General features: G+C 58.2%; 15 protein-coding genes. 9 read left to right on the forward strand and 6 right to left on the reverse strand.

Annotated elements, in window-relative coordinates; all coding sequences use genetic code 11:
- Positions 1–53: 53 nt before the first annotated feature.
- The 4 genes from ABEH87_RS16080 to ABEH87_RS16095 all read left to right on the forward strand — a co-directional run bounded on the left by ABEH87_RS16080 (position 54) and on the right by ABEH87_RS16095 (position 5233).
- Positions 54–1121, forward strand: coding sequence for an ABC transporter ATP-binding protein (locus ABEH87_RS16080; RefSeq protein ID WP_346577681.1), 1068 nt, complete (start codon positions 54–56; stop codon positions 1119–1121).
- Between the two features lie 32 nt (positions 1122–1153).
- On the forward strand, positions 1154–2131 hold the full coding sequence (locus tag ABEH87_RS16085; protein WP_346577683.1) for an ABC transporter substrate-binding protein: 978 nt from the start codon (positions 1154–1156) through the stop codon (positions 2129–2131).
- 4 nt (positions 2132–2135) lie between these two features.
- Positions 2136–3872: an iron ABC transporter permease gene (locus ABEH87_RS16090; RefSeq protein ID WP_346577685.1), complete on the forward strand. Its 1737-nt coding sequence runs from the start codon at positions 2136–2138 to the stop codon at positions 3870–3872.
- A gap of 95 nt (positions 3873–3967) precedes the next feature.
- The gene (locus ABEH87_RS16095) at positions 3968–5233 is read left to right on the forward strand and encodes a phosphatase PAP2 family protein (RefSeq protein ID WP_346577687.1); all 1266 of its coding nucleotides are present in this window, start codon (positions 3968–3970) and stop codon (positions 5231–5233) included.
- Positions 5234–5324: 91 nt separating this feature from the next.
- Here the strand turns inward: ABEH87_RS16095 and abgT are convergent, their stop codons facing one another.
- The 3 genes from abgT to ABEH87_RS16110 all read right to left on the reverse strand — a co-directional run bounded on the left by abgT (position 5325) and on the right by ABEH87_RS16110 (position 9711).
- Positions 5325–6848, reverse strand: a complete 1524-nt coding sequence (abgT, locus tag ABEH87_RS16100; RefSeq protein ID WP_346577689.1) for a p-aminobenzoyl-glutamate transporter — start codon at positions 6846–6848, stop codon at positions 5325–5327.
- A 98-nt stretch (positions 6849–6946) separates the two neighbouring features.
- Positions 6947–8395, reverse strand: coding sequence for a M20 family metallopeptidase (locus ABEH87_RS16105; RefSeq protein WP_346577691.1), 1449 nt, complete (start codon positions 8393–8395; stop codon positions 6947–6949).
- Positions 8395–9711, reverse strand: coding sequence for an amidohydrolase (locus ABEH87_RS16110; protein ID WP_346577693.1), 1317 nt, complete (start codon positions 9709–9711; stop codon positions 8395–8397). Before ABEH87_RS16110 ends, ABEH87_RS16105 begins: the two co-directional genes overlap by 1 nt.
- A gap of 118 nt (positions 9712–9829) precedes the next feature.
- Between ABEH87_RS16110 and ABEH87_RS16115 the strand changes: the two genes are divergently transcribed.
- The 5 genes from ABEH87_RS16115 to ABEH87_RS16135 all read left to right on the forward strand — a co-directional run bounded on the left by ABEH87_RS16115 (position 9830) and on the right by ABEH87_RS16135 (position 15130).
- Complete coding sequence (locus ABEH87_RS16115) at positions 9830–10726, forward strand: LysR family transcriptional regulator (protein WP_346577695.1); 897 nt, start codon at positions 9830–9832, stop codon at positions 10724–10726.
- Positions 10727–10839: 113 nt separating this feature from the next.
- The gene (locus ABEH87_RS16120) at positions 10840–11961 is read left to right on the forward strand and encodes a porin (RefSeq protein ID WP_346577697.1); all 1122 of its coding nucleotides are present in this window, start codon (positions 10840–10842) and stop codon (positions 11959–11961) included.
- 146 nt (positions 11962–12107) lie between these two features.
- Positions 12108–13241 carry a porin gene (locus ABEH87_RS16125; RefSeq protein WP_346577699.1) on the forward strand — a complete coding sequence of 378 codons (1134 nt, stop codon included), beginning with the start codon at positions 12108–12110 and terminating at the stop codon, positions 13239–13241.
- 131 nt (positions 13242–13372) lie between these two features.
- On the forward strand, positions 13373–13867 hold the full coding sequence (locus ABEH87_RS16130) for a GNAT family N-acetyltransferase (RefSeq protein ID WP_346577701.1): 495 nt from the start codon (positions 13373–13375) through the stop codon (positions 13865–13867).
- A 135-nt stretch (positions 13868–14002) separates the two neighbouring features.
- Positions 14003–15130, forward strand: a complete 1128-nt coding sequence (locus tag ABEH87_RS16135) for an ABC transporter substrate-binding protein (protein ID WP_346577703.1) — start codon at positions 14003–14005, stop codon at positions 15128–15130.
- 87 nt (positions 15131–15217) lie between these two features.
- Here the strand turns inward: ABEH87_RS16135 and ABEH87_RS16140 are convergent, their stop codons facing one another.
- The 3 genes from ABEH87_RS16140 to ABEH87_RS16150 all read right to left on the reverse strand — a co-directional run bounded on the left by ABEH87_RS16140 (position 15218) and on the right by ABEH87_RS16150 (position 17256).
- The gene (locus ABEH87_RS16140; RefSeq protein ID WP_346577704.1) at positions 15218–15730 is read right to left on the reverse strand and encodes a GrpB family protein; all 513 of its coding nucleotides are present in this window, start codon (positions 15728–15730) and stop codon (positions 15218–15220) included.
- 405 nt (positions 15731–16135) lie between these two features.
- Positions 16136–16540, reverse strand: a complete 405-nt coding sequence (locus ABEH87_RS16145; RefSeq protein WP_346577706.1) for an Insecticidal toxin complex protein tccz — start codon at positions 16538–16540, stop codon at positions 16136–16138.
- Between the two features lie 221 nt (positions 16541–16761).
- On the reverse strand, positions 16762–17256 hold the full coding sequence (locus tag ABEH87_RS16150; protein WP_346577708.1) for a GNAT family N-acetyltransferase: 495 nt from the start codon (positions 17254–17256) through the stop codon (positions 16762–16764).
- Positions 17257–17524 lie beyond the last annotated feature (268 nt).

A 17524-nucleotide genomic window follows, 5' to 3' on the forward strand; every position in this document is an offset into this window, starting at 1 on the left:
TGCGCTCAGTATGTTTTAAACCGTTGCTGTCACCACTGAGCCGGGCTGAATCCATGTCTGAGATCCTGATCGACAATCTGTGTAAATCCTTTGGCTCGCAGCCCGTGCTGCGCGACGTCTCGTTGCAGATTGAACACGGTGAGTTCATCGCGGTACTTGGTCCCTCAGGCTGCGGTAAAACCACCCTGCTGCGCACCCTGGCCGGGTTTGAAACCCCGGATGCCGGGACCATCGTCGTTGGTGATCGCTGCTACAGCGCACCGGGGCAACACCTGCCCCCGGAACAGCGTGACCTCAGCATTGTGTTTCAGAACTACGCCCTCTGGCCACATATGTCGGTAGCAGAGAACGTTGAATATAGCTTGAAAGTGAAAGGCATGGCGCGCCCCCTGCGCCAGCAGCGGGTGGCGGCCGCCCTGTTACAGGTCGGGCTGGAGGGGATGGCGGAGCGTAAACCGGCCGATCTCTCCGGCGGACAGCGCCAGCGCGTGGCGCTCGCCCGCTGCCTGGTGACGCGTCCGCAGCTGGTGCTGCTGGACGAGCCGCTGGCCAACCTTGACGTCCATCTGCGCGCCACGATGGAGGAGGAGTTCACCCGTTTTCACCAGCATTCCGGGGCCACGCTGCTGTACATCACCCACGACCAGCACGAAGCGATGGCGCTGGCCGACCGCATTGTGGTGATGCACGCCGGTCGCGTGATGCAGTTCGCCAGCCCGCAAACGCTCTACCGCCAGCCCGCCTGCGAAATGGTAGCGCGCTTTATTGACGACGGTCGCGTGGTCAGCGTCAGCGATATCGAACCGGATGGCAACGGCAGCGCCTGGGTCACCCTTTATGGTCAGCGCCTGCGGCTGCGCGCCAGCCCGCAGCAGGCGGTACTGCCGCAAGGGAAAATCTGCCTGCATGCCGCCGACCTGCGCCTGGCCGACGAACAACAACCTGGTTTCTGGGGCACTATCCAGCGGGTGATCTACCGTGGCGGCTACCGCCAGCTGGAGATCGCCCCGGAGGCCGACCCACAGAACCGCCTGACCCTGATGCTGACCGATGCGCCGCTGTGGCAGACGGGCGAACGCCTGAAGTTTGCAGCGATCGACGGCTGGGTCATTCCTGCTTAATTTTCTCACGTTACTTTAAGGACCTCAGGGATATGCGTAGCACGATAAAAATTCTGGCTCTGTTTGTTGGCATCTCTTCTCTGTCTGCCGCTGCGGCCGGGGGCAAGCTGGTGGTCTACACCTCGCAGGCCCCGGAAATTGCCCAGCAGACTATCGACGCGTTTAAAGCGGCTAATCCGGGCATCGAGGTGCAGTGGACGCGCAACGGTACCACTCAGCTGATGAACGTTCTGCGTACGGAAATGATGAGCGGCGATGTTAAAGCCGACGTTCTGCTGGTAGCGGATGCCATCAACCTCGGCGCGCTGAAAAAAGAGGGCAAGCTGATGGCTTACCCAGAGGCACCGGTCAGCCACATCAGCCCGGACTTTTACGACAAAGATAAAACCTGGTTCGGCACCAAAATTATCGCCACGGTGATCGGCTATAACACGCAGAAGGCCAAACCGGTCAACAGCTGGATGGCGCTGACCACCCCGGAAAACCGGGGGCAGGTGGCCGTGCCCAGCCCGCTTTACTCCGGTGCGGCGCTCTACCATCTGCATACGGCGATCAATACGCCCGCTATTGGCTGGGAATTTTATAAAAAACTGGCAGCGAACGGCATCACGCCGGAAGGGGGTAACGGTCCGGCGCTGAAAGCGGTCGCCAGCGGCATGGCGAAATACGGGGTGATCACCGACGCTGACCTGATCCGCGCGAAAAAGCAGGGATCGCCGGTCGATCTGGTCTATCCACAGGAGGGGGCATCATTTGTCACCGAGCCGGTGGCGATCCTCAAAGGGGCGCATAACGTGGCGGCGGCTAAAGCCTTCGTTGATTTTATGCTGTCCGAAAAAGGCCAGCAGCTGGTGGCGCAGCAGGGTAATCGCCCGATCGACAAGCGTGTGGCGGCGCCGGAAGGGTTTGCGCCGATCGACAGCATCAAACTGCTGACGCTGGACAGCGATAAAGCCGTGGCTGACGATAAACAGGTGCGCGACCAGTTCACTGAAATCTTCGGCGGATAACGGTATGAGCGTGTTGCCCTCTCTGACGTGCGGCGTTCCACGCCAGCGCAGCCGCTGGCCGGGCAGTGAACACGGGGTTCTGTGGCTGCTGGCGCTGGTGATAGGCCTGCTGTCCGTTGCTCCGCTGGTCCGGCTGGTCTGGGCCGCAGTGGCCCCGCACGGCGTGCCGGACACGCAGCGCCTGTTTGAGCTGCTGGCCACCCCGCGCGTGCTGCGCGCGACCGGCAACACGTTAGTTATTGCGCTGGCATCGACGGCGCTGGCGCTGCTGCTCGGCACGCTGGCCGCCTGGCTGGTGGCGCTGAGCAATATGCGGGCAAAATCGGCGTGGGTATTTGCCTTTATCCTGCCGCTGATGATCCCGCCGCAGGTGACTGCCCTTGCATGGGTGCAGGCGCTGTCGCCGTCGAGCCTGGTGATGCAGGGGCTGGCGGCGCTGGGGCTGCCGGTTGACGGCGGCGGGACACCGCCGCTCTATTCGCTGGGCGGTATTATTCTGCTGCTTGGCCTGCACAATGCGCCGCTGGTTTTCCTGGCGGTACGCGCCGGGCTGCAGCGGCTGCCGGCTGAACTGGTCGAGGCGGCGCGCATCACCGGGGCTTCACCGCTGCGCGTGCTGCTGACCGTGGTGCTGCCGCTGGCGCGCCCGGCGATTTTTGCCGGAGCAGCGCTGTCGTTTGTCGCCGCCGCCGGTAACTTTGGTATTCAGGCGATGCTTGGCATTCCCGGCCGGGTGCCGACGCTGATCACCCTGGTCTATCAGCAGCTCAATACGACCGGACCGGGCGCGCTGCCGGATATGGCGGTGCTGTCGCTGCTGCTGGCGGCGATCACCCTGGCAGGGATGCTGATCAGCAGCCTGCTCGGCGGGCGGCGCGATGTGCGCGTCAACGGCAGCACGCAGCCGTTAAGCCAGTCACTTGGCCGCTGGCGTCTGCCGGTGGAGTGTGCCAGCTGGCTGCTGATGGTGCTGATCCTGCTGCTGCCGCTGTCGGCGCTGCTGACCACCTCACTGACTCAGGGCTTCGGCCAGGCGCTGAACTGGCAGTCGCTGACGCTGCTCAACTACCGCAATGCACTGTTTGACTACCCGGCAGTCCGTCACGCTTTTCTCACCAGCCTGGGGTTAACGCTGCTGGCGGTGGCCATCCTCACCGTGATGGCGCTGTTTATGGCCTGCTTCCTCAGCTGGCGGCGCAGCCGGCTGGTGCGGATGCTGCACCTTTCCAGCGAGCTTGCCTATGCTTTACCCGGCGTGGTGACCGGCATTGCCGCACTGCTGTTCTTCCTCAAACCGCTGCCGCTGGTGAACGTCAGCCTGTACGGGACGGTGTGGATTATCCTCGCGGCCTACCTCTCTAACTTTCTCGCTCTGGTGCTGCGGCCCACGCTGGCCGGATTTGCGCGTATTGAGCGATCGCTGGATGAAGCAGCACAGCTGGCCGGAGCGGGGTTCCTGCGGCGTATGCGCGACATTGTACTGCCGCTGGTGGCGCCGTCGGCGATTGCCGGCGCGATCCTGGTGTTCCTCACCGCGCTGAATGAGATTCAGGTTTCGATTCTGCTGGTGACGTCGGCTACCCAGACGCTGGGGCCGACGATCGTCTTCCTGGATGAGGGCGGATCGTCCACGCTGGCGGCGGCGGTGGGCTGCCTGATGATCCTGCTGGTGGTGGTGCTGATGCTGCTGGCCTCCTTGCTGGCGCGCCGTCATCGCGGCATTCTGCCGTGGCAGGAATGATGTGTATCAGAATGCAACATGTAATGAAAATGTCATAAAGATGCAATAAATTAGCGGGCGTAAAGGTTACTATTTAATCAAAAAAAGGATGGGTTATGAGCTTTCGCATCACTTTACTGACCGCCGCACTGCTCGTCAGTCAGCTTTCCCAGGCTAAAACACCAGCATCACTTCCTCAGATCGCCGCCATCGCTGACAGCGTCTCCAGCGCCAGCGGCAGCGCTGACTATCGGGCGTTGCAGGACCATGTGCAGAGTGCGCTGGTTGATGCGATTAAGGGCAAACATGACAGGATCGAACGCAGCCAGCTTGAAGAGGTAAAGCAGGATAAGTCTCTGGCAGATAAAGCGTGGCTGAAAGCCAGCGGCTACGATTTTGCTAAAAAAGCCAACCAGCAGGCAGGCATTGCGCTGCTCAGTGCATTCAGCACGCAGCCGGAAGCGGTCCTCAGGCAGAACCTGGAGACGGTGGAAAGCATCAACCTCAACGCTACCGCCACGCTGCGCCAGCAGGCGCTGATTGATGCCGAGGGGCAGAACTATCTCTACTTCCTTGCCGACGCGCTGGGGCCACGCCTTGGTCAGGCGTTCGTCAATGCCTACAACAAAGGCGAGCTGGGTAAAGCCGCTGCGCTGATTAAAGCCAGCGAAGTCAGCACTGGCGAAGCGAAAAAGCATTTCGACAATAAGCGTCCTTTCCTTATCCCGGCCAACACCATTCACCTGGTGCCGGATACGGCGGTGGTGAAAGATAATCAGCCGTATACCGCAGACGGCGGCTCTTACCCCAGCGGACATACCAACAGTGGTTACACCGATTCGCTGCTGATGGCGCAGATGGTGCCGGAGCGCTATCTGCCGCTGATCGATCGCGGTGCGCGCTATGGCTATTCGCGCATCGTGCTCGGCGTTCACTATCCGCTGGATGTGATCGGCTCACGCATGGTGGCGCAGCGCAACGTGGCGCACTATCTGAACGACCCGGCGTACCGCAAGCTGTTTGACGAAGCGAAACAGCAGCTGCGCACCGCGCTGGAGAAAGAGTGCGGTATGTCGCTGAAAGCCTGTGCGCAGGTGCCGCTGAAAGATGACCCGTACGCTGCAAAGTCGATGCAGACCTTCTACCGCTTCACCATGACCTACAATCTGCCGGCGCAAAAGGTGAAAGCCGCGCCGCTGGTGGTGCCGCAGGGGGCGGAAGTGTTGCTGGAAGCGCCGTTACCGAACCTGAGCGCCGCCCAGCGTCGTCAGCTGCTGGTTCGCACTGCGCTGGCGGGGGGCTATCCGTTGTCCGGCAATGCCGAACAGAGCTTCTGGCAGCGGGTCAATCTGCATGACGCAGTGAGTGCCGCCAGACATTAAAGGAGCCTTTGCAGGAGCCGATCGTCTTTTCCGATCGGCCCCTGCCGGTATTCAGGGCGGACCGGAAAAGAGGTCCGCCCCGACAAAGCTCCTACGGCATCACCGGATACACGCCAGGCCCAATCGGCAGGCCCAGCGCATACCACGCCAGCAGTAGCAGGATCCACACGGCGAAGAACACCAGCGGGTACGGCATAATCAGCGTGTAATAGGTGCCGAGCTGTGCGTCTTTGCGGTAGCGCTGCAGGAAGCCGAGGAACAGCGGCAGGAAGGGGGACATCGGCGACAGCGGCAGGACGGCGGAGTCGGCAATGCGGAAAATCATCTGCGCGAACGCCGGGTGGAAGCCGAGCAGCATAAACATCGGTACGAAAATCGGCGCGAGAATGGACCAGATCGCTGAACCGCTGGCAATAAACATGCACAGGAACGCCGACAGGAACATCAGCCCGATAAACGCCGGGGCACCGGTCATCGCCAGCTGCTCCAGCACATCGGTCAGGCCCACCGCCATAAACGTCCCCATGTTGCTCCAGTTAAACATCGCCACAAACTGCGCCAGCGGGAACACCATCACGATAAACCCGGCCATATTTTTCATCGGTTCAATCAGCAGGGCGGGCACATCGTCCGGGCGTTTAATCTGCTTCGTTGATACGCCGTAGGTAATCGCCACCACAAAGAAGAACAGAATAATCAGCGGCACGATGCCCTTAATAAACGGCGACGGGATGATTGATCCGCTGGCCGGATCGCGCAGCATAGCCCCCTCCGGCACTACCATCAGCGCCACCAGGCCGATAAATACCAGGGCGGAAAGCCCGCTCATCAGCAGCCCCCGGTTTTGCAGCGGCGTCAGGCTGGCGAGCTTCTCCTCGCTGTTACCCTGCCAGGCGGGCAGGCGCGGTTCAATAAATTTATCGGTCAGCAGCCCGCCGGCAATCGTCAGCACTATCACCGAACTGGCCATAAAGAACCAGTTATCCACTACGCTGACGTGTACCGTATCGCTGACCGCTTTCGCCGCCTCGCTGCTGATGCCGGAAAGCAGCACGTCAGTGGTGACGATCAGCAGATTAGCGGTAAAGCCGGAGGCCACCCCGGCAATCGCCGCCAGCAGCCCGGCGACCGGGTGGCGGCCCACGGCGATGAACATCAGCGCGCCGAGCGGCGGCATCACCACCAGCGCGGCATCGGACGAAATATGGCTGAAGAAGGCGATAAACAGCACCATATAGCTGGCGTAGCGGGCGCTGACAAACGAGGCCATCTTATTCATCATCGCCTGCAGCAGCCCGGTGCGCTCCGCCAGCCCGGCACCGATCATCAGTGCGAGGATCGAGCCAAGCGGGGCAAAACCGCTGAAGTTCTTAATGATATTCGGCAGGATCCACTGGATCCCCGCCACACTCAGCAGATTCTTCACCTCGACCATTTTTCCGCTGGCCGGGTTTCTCACCGCCACGCCAAACCAGGAGAGCAGCGCCGTGGAGACCATCAGCACCACGATCAGATAAACAAATAACAGAAACGGATTGGGCACCTTGTTGCCGATGCGTTCAATCCAGTAAAAGATCTTCCCCGGGCTTTTGTTGGCCGCTGTTGTCTCGCTCATTGATTAACCCTATGTCTTGTTGTCGTTATGGTGTTGTTTGCGTTTTTATTTTTTAACGGGGCCGGGATCGAGCCAGGCCTCCGGGAACTGCAACATCGTTACGCCAGCGGCGTTGGTTTGATCCCGGCCGGGATCGGGCAGTGATAGGGCTGTCTGGCGCGCGGCTGATGGAACTCCCGCTGCGCCTCAGCCAGCAGATCGGTATCGCTGAACAGCGCCAGCGCGGTCGCCGCCAGGGTTTTCCCTGCAAGACACATGCCTTTATGGGCAATTGAGGTCCGCCCCTGAGCCACTAGCTGCCAGCTGTGCAGCGGCGTACCAAAGGCAAAGCAGGGGGTGAAGCACTGTGCGGTCGGAGCCACCCAGCTGACGTCACCGACGTCGGTTGAGCCGTACAGCACCTCTTCACTGGCGCTGTAGGGTGCCACGCTGTCGGTCAGCACGCGGTCGCCCAGCGCTTCTGCCCACTGCTGGCCCGCTGCGGCCCCGGTACGCGCGGCGTTCAGCCGGGCATTGCGCCGATCGTCGGCGCTCAGCGTCTGGCCGATCTCTGCGGCAAACTGGCGTTCTTTCTCGCTGTAAGCCGGCAGACCAAAGTGGCTGAGCTGCCGGTACATCAGCCGTTCCAGCGCCCGGTTGGGCTGATAGTTGGAGCAGGCTTTTTCAAAACGCACGCTCATCGCTGTACCGGTCATCAGCGCTGCGCCACGGGCAATATCGGTCACCCGCTGGTAAATATCCTGCAGCTGATCGAGCTGCGGGGCGCGTACCAGATAGAGCACTTCCGCCTCTGCCTGCACCACATTGGGGGAGTTGCCCCCGCTGTTGGTCACCGCATAGTGCAGCCGCGCTTCGGGAATAATGTGTTCGCGCAGGAAGTTAGCGCCGGTATTCATCAGCGTCACGGCATCCAGCGCGCTGCGTCCGAGGTGCGGCGCATTGGCCGCATGGGAGGCGATACCGCTGAAGTGAAACGCCGCCTGGATATTGGCGAGCGTGGCGGTGTTAAACATGCCGCTGAAGCCTTCCGGGTGCCAGGTCAGCGCTGCATCCACGTCGTTAAACAGCCCCTCGCGCACCATAAAGGTTTTCCCGGAGCCGCCCTCTTCACCGGGGCAGCCGTAAAAACGCACGGTGCCTGCTGTACCGTTCTGCTGGAGCCAGGCTTTGACCGCGCAGGCGGCGGCCAGCGCGGCGGTGCCCAGCAGATTGTGGCCGCAGCCGTGGCCGTGGCCGTCCGCCACCAGCGGCGCGCGCGTACTGCATCCCGCCTGCTGGCTCAGCCCCGCCAGCGCGTCATACTCCCCCAGCAGGGCAATCACCGGCTGGCCGCTGCCGTAGCTGGCGATAAACGCGGTGTCGATGCCGCCTGCGGCCTGTTCAATGTGAAAGCCTTCCTGTTCCAGCGCCCCGGACAGCAGCCCGGCGGCGAAGGTCTCGGTAAAGCGCGTTTCCGGCTGGTCCCAGATGGCATCGCTTAACGCGCTGAAGCGCGCCTGATGCTGGTCGATGTAGTGCGCCACAAAGTCACAGATTGCCTCGTTCATCACGCCTCCGCTTCGAATTCAGCCACATTGAGCGCAATCGCCGCGAGGGTTTTCACCGCTACCGCCATCACCTGCTCGTTAAAATCGAATTTTTCGTTGTGGTGCCCGGCGCTCAGCTCGGTGCCGAAAATGATGTAGGAGGCCTGGCCGCCGTGCTGCTTCACCCGCTCCATCATGTAGGTAGCATCTTCCGACCCGGCCGCCGCGCCGCGCGTATCGACCAGCGAGGTCAGTTCAGGGATCTGCGCTGCCTGGCGGCGGATATAACGCACCCACGGCGCGGTCGGCTGGCTGCTGCGCGCTGCGCCCATCAGCGTCACCTGGTGCTCCACGCCGTACATCGCGGCGGCACCGGCTATCGTTTGCAGGGCGCGCTGATAGATAAAATCGTTAATTTCATTGGTGGCGCCACGGGTTTCTACCTTCATTGCGGCACGGTCGGCGACCACGTTGCGTCCGGTGCCTGCCTGCAACACGCCGACGTTTACGCGGGCGCTGCCGCCGCTGTGCTGGGTCAGCGTGTGCAGCGCCAGCGTGGCCTGCGCGGCGGCGAGCAGCGCGTTGCTGCCTTCTTCCGGGCGCGCCCCGGCGTGGGCGGCGTTGCCGCGGAAGCTGACGTCGAGCTTGGTGGTGGCCATAAAGTTATCGCTGCCGCACACCAGCTCACCCGCCGGTACGCCGGTGCCGATGTGGATGGCGGTAAAGAAATCGACGTCATCAACCACGCCTGCTTCCACCATCGATTTTGCCCCGCGCGTGCCCTCTTCGGCGGGCTGGAAAATCAGCTTAATGGTGCCGTTGAGCTGCGCGGCGAACTGCTGCAGCACCTGAGCCAGACCCAGGCCAATGGTGGTGTGGCCGTCGTGGCCACAGGCGTGCATCATGCCCGCGTTGACCGAACCAAAGCCTTCGCGCTGCGGACGGTGCTCTGCGGTCTGATTTTCAATCACGTCCAGCGCATCCATATCGACGCGAAACGCCATCACCGGGCCGGGGCGGCCGGTCGCCAGGGTGGCAACGATGGCGCAGAATCCGCCGGAAAAGTGCGGCAGCCACTCGCTCAGCGCCCCCTGTTCCAGCGCGCGCTGCTCGTGCTGTGCCAGCACCTCCGGCGATGGCAGGCCCATCCGCGCTTCGGCCTTCACCACCTCTTTGCCCAGCTGGAGCGCGTAGCCGAGGCGATGCAGCTCGGCGGCCACCAGCGTAGCGGTGCGGAACTCCAGCCAGCCGGATTCGGCAAATTTATGCAGGTCGCGCCGCCGTTCCTGCAGGCGGGGAGCGATTTCGTTGACGGCGTCAGCAATAGCCTGGTACATGGATTTATCCTTCTCAGTTCAGGGTGATTACACTCTGTTCTACACAATGGAATCCGCAGGCAGAAGATGCCAATATCTTGTGATTGATAATCAGTGGTTATCACCAAACGGAGATCCGATGCCCGCATCCATCAAGTTGCACCAGCTGCGCGCCTTTGTAGACGTGGCGCGCTACGGCAGTATTCGCGCCGCCAGCCGCGCCGCCGGGCTGTCACAGCCTGCGCTGACTAAGTCGATTAAGGAACTGGAAGAGGTACTCGGTGCCCGGCTGTTTATCCGCCGTAGCCAGGGGGTGGCGCTCACCGATATCGGTGATAACTTTTTCCAACATGCGAGCCTGATCATAGAAGAGCTGCGCGTGGCGCAGGAGGATATCCAGCAGCGCCTGGGGCTGGCGGGCGGCACGGTAAACATCGGCGTCGGAGGCAGTGTGGCGCGCACCCTGATGCCGCAGGTGGTCACCCAGTTCCGTCGTCAGTACCCGAAGGTGAAGATCCGCATTGTGGAAGGACAGCTGGTGTCGATGATCCCGGAGCTGCGCCAGGGCGAGCTGGACTTCACCATTAATACCTCCTATCCCGGCCATCTGGACAGCGAGCTGAGCTACGAGCGGCTGATGGAGCGCGAGTATCGCGTGGTGGTGCGAAAGGGGCACCCGTGCGAACACGTGACTTCGCTGGCGGAACTGCAGCACTGCGACTGGACCATGCCGACGCCGCGCGGCAGCTACTATCGTCTGCTGCACGACCTGCTGCACGATATGGGGATGGCCCCGGCCATCAGCGTCACCTGCGAGACTTTTATGGCCTGCACCAGCCTGATCGCCCGGAGTGATTTTGTCAGTATTCTCTCCAGCGACGTGATCGGCGATCCGATCCTCGGCAACCAGCTGGTGGCGCTGAATATTAAAGAGGTGCTGCCAAAGGCCACGTTTTATTTGATTCAGCGCAAGGACGCCACCCTGACGCCGATGGGGGCTGAACTGGCGCGTTTATTTCGCATTTATTGCGCTTAATCTGCGAAATAAGGGGTAAAAGCACGAATCATCATAAATAAGAGCACGATCTGATTTAAACGATTCCGCTAGTAAAAATTTGTCAGCTTTATGAACAGAAATGGAGTGATGTTTTGAAATATACAAGGATGTTAATGGGCGCCGGCGCGCTGGTGGTCTTTGCGCCCGCTTCTCAGGCCGAAATGACGGTGCTGCCTAAAAAAGCCTTTGACGTTCAGTGGCTGGATCCGTTAAGCCTGCAGGTTGGCGGCAGCATTCGGCCGGAGTTTATCTGGAACCGCGGGCCGGATAATCATAACGGCCACGACGGCGGCACGCGTTTACGTTTTAGCGCCGACTATTTACTGACGCCAGAAACCTCGGTCATTGCCTATTACGAGTGGGGCATCGATACCGCGCATATGCTGGGGATGAAAAGCCATTACGATCATGGCGGCAACTGGGATAAGCAGCGCCAGCTGTATGGCGGGATCAAAGACACCCGCTACGGCACCCTGACCTTCGGCCACCAGTACGGCGTTTATTATGAAACGGTAGGGGCGAAAAGCGACGTCTGGGATAACGATGGTCATGCCGCCGCTGACGGCAGCGGGGTCGCCGGGGACTACGACGGCGGCAACCGCCCGAAGAACAGTCTGCACTACACCAACACCTTCGGTGACCTGACGCTCTACACCGCGTGGCTGCTGCCGCAGGACGAACTGGTGCTGGGAGGCAACAAATACTACCGGCGCGATCACGGTGCGGCGATCGGCTTCGACTACCAGCTGCAGAAAGACCTGACGTTCAGCGCCGCCTGGGACCAGACCACAGCCACCATCAAACACAGCAACGGAACGCAAACCCGCTATCAGCAGCAGTTTTCCGGCGTGGCGCTCGCCTGGCAGCCGGATAACTGGTATCTGGCGGGGACGGCCACCTACTACCGCCATTTCCTGCCCAATCGTCAGCAGCAGAGAACCGACCGCTATCTGGCCGGTGACGGCTACGGGCTGGAAGCCTTCGGCGGCTACACCTTCAGGATTAATCAGCCCGGTCTGCAGTGGATCCAGCCCTACGTTGCCGTTGACTCGCTGCGTCTGAAAAGCGCGGAAAACTATCACTCCAACCACGTTTATCTCGGCATGGGGACCAGCGTTGGCTGGGGACTGACCGTCTGGCTGGAGCGCACCTTTACCGCCAGCAGCGATAACGACCCCGATGAGACCTGGCTCTCCTTCCATTTCAATTTCTGATTCGCGGACGATAAGAAACATGAACCCGCTGGCAATCTGGACATCTCCATGCTGCCAGCGCGCCAAAAGCGCACAAGCTGAATAAACCCCGCCTTGCTTAACAGGATATTGAGTGAGGGAACCCTTTGAGTCTAAGGAACAGACTGATGAAATCTTACCCACTGTTACACCCTTTACTTCCGGGCCTCGCTGCGCTGGCGCTATTTTCAACAGAGGCACGGGCCGATGTCGAACTGCTGAAAAAAAATACCTTTCATGACCCGTTTCTTGCACCATTCAGCCTGACGGTCAGCGGCAGCGTGCGTCCGGAGTTTATCTGGAATCGCGGCCCGGATAATCACGGCGGGCACGATGGCGGTTCACGTTTCCGCTTCGCTGCCGATTACCTGCTCAGGCCGGGCACCTCCCTGATTGGTTTCTACTCGCTGGGGCTGGACACCGCCCACGCCTTAGGGCTGAAGCATCACTACGATCATCAGGATGACTGGTCCCGCCAGCGTAAACTGTACGGTGGTATCCAGGACGATCGCTTCGGTACGCTGACCTTTGGCCATCAGTATGGCGTTTACTACGACACTATTGGGGTGAAAAGTGACGTCTGGGATAACGATGGTTTCGCCGGACCTAACGGCAGCGGCCTGGATAAAAATATCGACGGCGGTGACCGCCCGCGCAACAGCCTGAAATACACCAACACTTTCGCCGATTTTACCCTCTACGCCGACTGGCTGCTGCCGCAGGACGATATTGTGCTGGATAACCACCAGTATTACCGGCGTAAACACGGCGCGGGCCTGGGGCTGGATTATCAGGCCGGCAAAGATCTGGTGCTGAGCGCCAGCTGGAACCAGACCAGTGCGGTAGTGAAAGAGAGCGGCGGCCAGCAGAGAGGCTATCGCCAGCAGTTTTCCGGCGTTGCCGCCACCTGGCAACCGGGCAACTGGTATTTAGTCAGTACCGCCAGCTGGACCCACAATTTTGTGCCGGCAAAGAAACGCCAGGAGACAAACCACTATTTTGCCGGCAGCGGCTACGGGCTGGAGATGTTCGCGGGCTACACCATTCCCGTCAACCGCTTCCTGCTGAAGTCGGTGCAGCCCTATGTTGCCGCCGATACGCTGCGGCTGCGCGGCAGCGGTGATTATCACGCTAACCACGAATATCTGGGCGTGATGACGCAGCTGGCTTACGGTTTCTCCTTCTATCTGGAGCACACCTTTACGTCCACCTCAGATAACGACCCGGACCAGACCTGGCTGTCGATTTATTATGATTTTTAACGGGGAGCAAAGGAACGCGTTATCAGCAGAGCGTTTCACCCTGCTGCGGGTGATTTTTCATTCGCCAGAGCAGGAGCAAAAGCGATAAATTAAAACGCCAGAATGTTCCTGAAACCAGCGGAGTTACGCCGATGTCCACACAGCATGTCACGCTTCAGCGCTATCGTCCTGAATTCCAGTCCGGCGTACTCGCCTTAATCCTGCCGATCCAGACGGAAGAGTTCGCTATTAATATCACTGCCGCGCAGCAGCCGGACCTGTGCGATATCGAAAACTTTTACCAGCAGGGCTGCGGGGATTTCTGGCTGGCGCTGGTGGATAATCAGGTGGTCGGCTGTATTGCCCTGAAAGATATCGGCAATCAGCAGGCGGCGCTGCGCAAAATGTTTGTCGCCGCTGAATGGCGAGGCAAAGCTTTCGGGGTGGCCTCTGCGCTGCTGAATACCCTGCTGACGTCGGCGCGTGACCGTAAGGTGACGGATATCTTTCTTGGCACCACGGCGACGTTTGTTGCTGCGCACCGTTTTTACGAGAAAAACGGTTTTCGTGAAATCACGACGTCTCAACTGCCTGCCCGCTTCCCGCTGATGGCTGTCGACAGCAAATTCTACCAGCTCAGCGTCTGAATCGCGGTGCCTGCGGGCGGCGCGATCGCTGAATGAAATTTTTCTGACACATCTTGTAATAGCCTGCCCGTCGTCGTAGCATCCCTGCGTATTCTCATTTTGATAATAATAATCATTTCCTTTATGGAGTTTGCTATGACGTTCTGGGGTAGAGCATTAATCCTTGTAGGCGGGCTGCTGTCATCCGCCAGCCTGCTGGCCGCACCGTTTGTGGTAGAAGACGTCAGCGGACGCAAAGTTGAAATCAAATCGGAAGTGAAGCGTGTGATCCTTGGGGAAGGGCGGCAGATCTACCTGCTGGCGGCCTTTGATACCGAGGCGCCGTTCCAGCGCGTGGTTGGCTGGCGTGACGACCTGCCAAAAGCCGATTTCGACAGCTATCAAATCTACGCGAAAAAATATCCCTCTATCACCTCGCTGCCGACTTTTGGCGGAGCGAAAGACGGCACCTTTAACGTTGAGCAGGCGCTGACGCTGAAGCCCGACCTGATCCTGATGAACCTGGAGTCCAAAGCCGCTACCGATGAGTCTAAGCTGACGGAGAAACTCGATAAGCTGGGCATACCGGTGGTGTTTATCGACTTCCGCGAGAAGCCGTTTGAGAATGCGGTGAAAAGCATCCGCATTATGGGCCAGCTGGTCGGCAAACCGGCGCGCGCCGAAGAGATTATCGCTTTCCGCCAGCAGCAGATCGACATCGTGACTGAACGTCTGAAAAACTATCAGGGCCCGCGCCCGAAAGTGATGCTCGACCGCGCCGGGGGATATACCGAAGAGTGCTGTATGTCATTCGGCAACGAGAACTTCGGCCGCATGGTAGAAGTGGCAGGCGGCACCAATATTGCCAAAGGGATGATCCCCGGCACCTTCGGTACGCTTAATCCTGAACAGATTATTGCTTCGCGCCCGGACGTAGTGATTGTCACCGGGGCGAACTGGAAAAACTACAATACGGCGGGCGGCTGGGTTGGCGTGGGGCCGGGGGCTGACCTCAATCTGGCTACCCAGCGTTTAACCGCGCTGATGGCACGTCCGGCGTTCCGCACGCTGCCGGTCGCGACCAACGGTAATGCGCACGCAATCTGGCACCAGTTCTACGACAGCCCGTATCAGTTTGTCGCCATCCAGGCGATGGCGAAATGGCTGCACCCGGATCTGTTTAAAGACATCGACCCGGACGCCACCTTCCGCGAATTCCATCAGCGCTTCCTGCCGGTGGCGTATCAGCCGGGATACTGGGTGACGTTAAAACCGACGCCATAAAACGTGGAAAAAGAGTGCGATGAGCACTCTTTTTTTATTTCCTGATGCGTCCGGGAGGGTCTTTCAGTCACAGCCGCCGACGTCTGTCTATCGTTCAAAATCAATGAGTGCCAGCTGCAGATGATGCTCTATAAAGCCCGCCTTTAATTCACTGTAGCGCTGAGCATCGTTGTGGCTTGCTAACGCAGCAGCACGCTTTATCCCGGCATATCGCTCTGCTTCCTCCCTGTTTTTTATCAGATAATCACGGAAAGCCAGATGTTTTACCACTTGCCTGTCACCGACGGCGAATGCATGCACCTGATGGCTACGCTTATCACCACCCTTAATAAAATATCGGCGCCCGCGAATTCCGTTTTCACCACGCGCAGTGTATCCGGCTTGAGTCATTGCAGCATGACACTTGTCCAACTCGCTTACCCCGGCAACTTCCAGCAGTATGTCGATGACGGGCTTTGCTGCCAAACCCGGCACGGAGGTACTACCAATATGGTGAACGCCTTTAACTACCTCACCGAGCAATGCCTGTATCAGCGAACGTTCAGACTCGAACATCAGCGGCCATTGCTTATTGTAGGGCACCACTGTTACTGTCCGCATAGATACCCCTCCTTTCCACTGTGATATTAACCATAATCAGGCAGGCTTTAGCACCACCACCGCCTGTCTGCATATCTCATCAGTCTTATTTTTGAAAACACAATCAGCCGGGTCGCCTACCTCCAGAACGGCGATGATCTGGTGCTCGGTGAATCGGATCTTACGCGTGGCGATCTCCTCAGGGGACATAATCAGTATGTCGGAAGATCTCTAAAAGTGAATGGGCCGCTTTGGTGGGATACTGACAAAGACATTATCGCGTACCACACAATTAATACGATTGGGCTAACACATTTACCCGGTCTTAACGCCTGTTTCTGGCACGAACAAGCCCCTCTAATTCGGCAGCTTTGAGAGGGGAGAGGGTGTTAAATTTCTTGATACCCTTTATTAAAATGTTCCGGATTATTTTTCACTCTGTCCCGGTAAATTAATAACTGTTTCATAATCTTTAAATATTTTCATCAACAGCACCCTTGGTATTTCCTTTGCAGAGATTCTGAAACTAGTGCTCAGGCGCGAGGCAATCACAGCGGATGTAAGTTTGTTACCGTTATAGGCGATGGTCATCTGCTTTCCGATGTTCTGTCGGGTCAGGGTCGATAATTTTTTCCCACATTCATCGGTGAGTTTCATGATTATATTCTCATTACCCACTTCATCCGTCTCAACATACTGAATGGACTCTATACATCCAGAGTCGAAGGAAGTATTTTTCCCTGAGATCGAAAAATCAAAATCTCCTTTTGCTGCAACCGATGTTAATGGAATGAGTGCTACGATTAACAACGCCCCAGATTTGATATACATCCTCGTCTCCTTGTTTTGGCAAGGATTATACATTAATCCTTATGAAACACAGCCTGTCTGCTTCCCATAAATTAGCATATCGCAATGTAAGCAACACCCGCTCCTGGCACAGAGTGAACAGTCTCGGAAACATCAAGATCCGCTGTGAGCGAACTGCAGACATTGACTAAATGGGGCTGGATTTTTTCACATAAAACATCCTATCCCGATTATGAATTAGCCTATGAGTCTCGTCTCATCAGGAATTCGTCATGAAACACTCCGTCAACGCATAGCGCATCGGCATCAGTCGCCCACTCTTTGAACCCGAAGGAATGATAAAGCGCATACGCGGCCCGGTTAGTTGTAACCACTGACAGTTTCACTGTTTTTGCTGAACTGGCAGCTTCCAGCGCCGCATCCATTAATTCTGTTGAAAGCCCGGAACCTCTTTTCCCGGCGCGTACATACATTCCCCAGATATTCGCCACATGACTCAACTTTAGTAACGAGCTGCTGCTAATCCCAATCATGCCCTGCAAGGAGTTGTTAACATCAAAACCACCGAAAACATGACTTGTCAGCAGCTGTTCGGCAAAGAACTGCATTGGCTTCAGACTGCATTCGCCGTAGGACGCGCCAAAGGCTTCCGGATGAAGGCGCAAAGCCTCCAGCCTCAATTCCCTGAAATCGTCCAGATCGCTTTCAATTATGCGTCGTACTGTGAATGCTTCCACTTATGGGCTCCTTGCTCTCCAGATTTGCATTGTCACAACCTAATTAAACTAGCATAAGAGTTCATGTGAAACTTCTGCTATTGGCACACAGCGGACAGTTGCTGGTAAGGGGCCGCTTTGAGCTCGCCCTATCTCTTTTATCGCACTCTCAATAACCGCATATTCTTGATTGAATTCTTTGGTTTATCGTTCTTTCAGTCAGACTTTACAAATTTAAAACTGTTTTGAATCGAAGATTTATGTAACCTATCATATTCATGTACTAGTC

Origin of the sequence: Erwinia sp. Eh17-17 (assembly GCF_039675725.1) — a bacterium.
In the GTDB taxonomy this organism is placed as follows: domain Bacteria; phylum Pseudomonadota; class Gammaproteobacteria; order Enterobacterales; family Enterobacteriaceae; genus Erwinia.